At 61.0% G+C, this 2,975-nt stretch carries 2 protein-coding genes; both read left to right on the plus strand.

What is annotated here, in order from left to right; all coding sequences use genetic code 11:
• The coding region (locus M3436_20320; GenBank protein MDQ3566317.1) for a hypothetical protein at nucleotides 1-316 on the plus strand (316 nt) is incomplete at its 5' end.
• A 2-nt stretch (nucleotides 317-318) separates the two neighbouring features.
• The coding region (locus M3436_20325) for a CHAT domain-containing protein (GenBank protein ID MDQ3566318.1) at nucleotides 319-2,975 on the plus strand (2,657 nt) is incomplete at its 3' end.

Raw genomic sequence — 2,975 nt, forward strand, 5'->3', positions numbered from 1 at the left:
TACGCGGTCCGGGGGCGGGCAGGAGGAGCAAAAGCAGCTCGTCTACACCACGGACGCGGCCGACATAGCCCTGAACTTCAGGCCGCGCCACCGCAACGGACACCTGGATATCGACGGCCAGGTCTTCCCCGCCGACGATGAGGACCCCGCGTCCTTTAGCGTCCAGCTCTTGAGTGGCACCGACGAGGTGGGCCTATCCACAACCGACGAGCTGGGCGAGTTCGCCTTCGTCGCAGTGCCATCAGGCGCGTACCAGATCCTGGTGAGCGGTGAGCGAGTCGAGATCCTGATCTCTTCCGTCGAACTCAGCCCCTAGCCGTGCGCTTCCCCTTCGGCGACAAGGTTACTCCCGAGATCGTAGACTACCTGCTGTCCCTGCCGACGCTCGAGCAACAAGTCTCCTTTCTTCTGGCCGCGGGATTGCTGGAGGAGCATGGCCTGAACCGGTTGCTCGATGTCGCGGACGAGCTGGTTAACAGCGATCCAAGCAAAGCTCAGAACCTGATCAAACGTTGCGCCGAGATGGCGGATAAGGCACATGCCCCCGCCGTCGTGCCGCGTGCGGACTACGCCCAAGCCCAGATACACGGTATACACGGAGAGTTCGACGCGTACCTCCGTCTTACTGAGGCAGCTCACGATGGATACGTTGCTCTCGGGATGAATCTGGAGGCCTTACGCACCAACGTTGGAAAGATGGCCGCGCTCCTTGAGTTGGGACGTTATCAAGAGACTCTCGAAACCGGTCAGTTCGTCTTGAATACTTTGGGTGGCAACGGTGCGTTTGAGGTAGAACCGACGCAACGCCAGGTAGACTTGCTGACCGCACTCGTACATCACAACCGCGGTGGCTGCTTAGAGTATATGGGTAGATACGAAGAAGCCCTCCACGCGTACGCGGTGGCCGAGAAACGATATCGCGCACTCGGTATGATCGAGAGCATCGGCGAGGTCAGCACCAATCGGGGTGCCATTTTCTTGTACCTCGGCAAGGGCGATGAGGCATTAGCCGCTCACGAGGCTGCCGCTGCCATATTCGAGAAGGCTGGTCTCAGCTTCACGTATGCCAAAGCCCTCGCTAACATTGGGCAGGCCCATCTGCAGCTCGGCAACTACAAGCGCAGCCTGGATGCGTTCGAGCAGACACGTCCCATTCTTGAGTCCCTCGATGCACGAGCGGACAAATATCTTCTCCTGCGTGATACGGCTGATGCATATTTGTCTCTCAACCTTTATTCCGAGGCATTGGCGACCTACCGGGAGGCAGATGGTCTACTGAGCGAGGCGGGAATGACCCATGACAGGGCACTGGTGCTGTGGGGTGCGGGTTCGGCGCTGATCGCCCATTCACAATTCGAGCAGGCCGAGGAAACGCTGGACGAAGCCGCGACTCTGTTTAACGAAGCCGGTAACGCACCGCTGCTCTCCGGCGTCATGCTGGAACGTGCGTCATTGCTTGCGGCCCGTGGAGAGCAGGCGACCGCCTTGGCAACGGCGTACGGGGCGCTGGATCTTGTTTCCGGAAACGACTGGCCGGTGCAGCTGCTTTATGCTCATCTGCGCCTTGCCGACCTGCTCCTGCCGAACGTGACCGCGGTTGAACAACATCTCCAGGAGGCGCGGCGGCTGGCCGACCGACTGGCATTGCCGCAGCTGCACTACCGGCTGAACGAGCGGCTCGGTCGTTTGCGCTTGCTGCAAGGACGCGACGACGAGGCACAGGACCTGCTCGAGACGGCGATAGACGAGCTCGAACGCCTGCGTGGCACCGTTACCCAGGACGCGATGCGCGCCTCCTTTTTGCGGGACAAGACCGCCACTTACGAAGATCTCTTGCAGCTGTATCTCGCTCGGGAAGATAGAGAGAACGTTTGGCGCGCTTTTGCCGTCGCCGAGCGGGCCAAATCCCGCGCATTGGTGGATCTGCTGGCCGGCGTATCGGAAGAGGGACCGAAAACGTCGGCGGATTCCGAACTGGGGGATCGACTGCAGGGTCTGCAAGCCGACCTCAACGCCGTCTACAACCGATTACTCGGCGCCAATGGTAGAGATGACGGTACTTCACATTCGGATCTGCAAGCGCGGGCCACCGATCTGGAGCAAGAGATCAGCCGCCTGCGACTGCAGGTCGAGGTCGTCTCGGAGGTACGGGATCCGTTCGCTGACCCCTTGGCGCTCGAGGACATCCGGGAGCAGGTCCCACAAGACGTCACGCTGCTGGCCTACCACGTCATCGGTGACGAGGTCATGGCGTTCATCGGTTCGCAGGCGCATATCCGAGTCGTGCGACATCTCGGGTCGGTCACGCAGGTACAGCAGCTGTTACATAAGCTAAACGCGCAGTGGTACCGGTTCTGCGCGGGGAGTGAGTTCGCCGGCCGGAACATGCGGCTTCTCGAACGTTCGACGCAGCGCATCCTTGTTGAGTTGTACCGCCAACTTGTAGAGCCGGTCGAGAACATCTTGGATGAGGTAACCGACGCTTCGGCTGACGACACAGGCGCCGCGCGAAAGCTTGCAATCGTGCCCCATGGGCCCCTGCACCAGGTGCCGTTCCAGGCCCTTTTCGACGGGCGGCTGTACTTGCTGGAGCGGTTCGAGATCTCGTATGCTCCCAGCGCGAGGGTCTACGCACTCTGCCAGGACAGAGCGTCGCGTTCTCTAGAGAACGCTTTGGTGATGAGCGTGGCAGATCCGCTGATACCGGCCGTAACCGGCGAAGCCCACGCCGTCGCGCGCCACTTTACCGATGCCGAGCTACGTAAGGATGAACGGGCTACCCTGTCCGCGCTTCACACCAGAGCGCAGGACCGAAGCGTGCTCCATCTGGCGTGCCATGGGCTGTTCCGCACCGACAATCCGATGTTTTCGGCGTTGAAGCTACACGATGGCTGGCTTACGGCCGCCGACGCCATGCGCCTGAACTTGAAAGCTGCCCTCGTAACCCTTAGCGCCTGCGAGTCGGGACGTGCCGG

It is taken from the genome of Pseudomonadota bacterium (assembly GCA_030859565.1).
Lineage (GTDB): Bacteria > Pseudomonadota > Gammaproteobacteria > JACCXJ01 > JACCXJ01 > USCg-Taylor.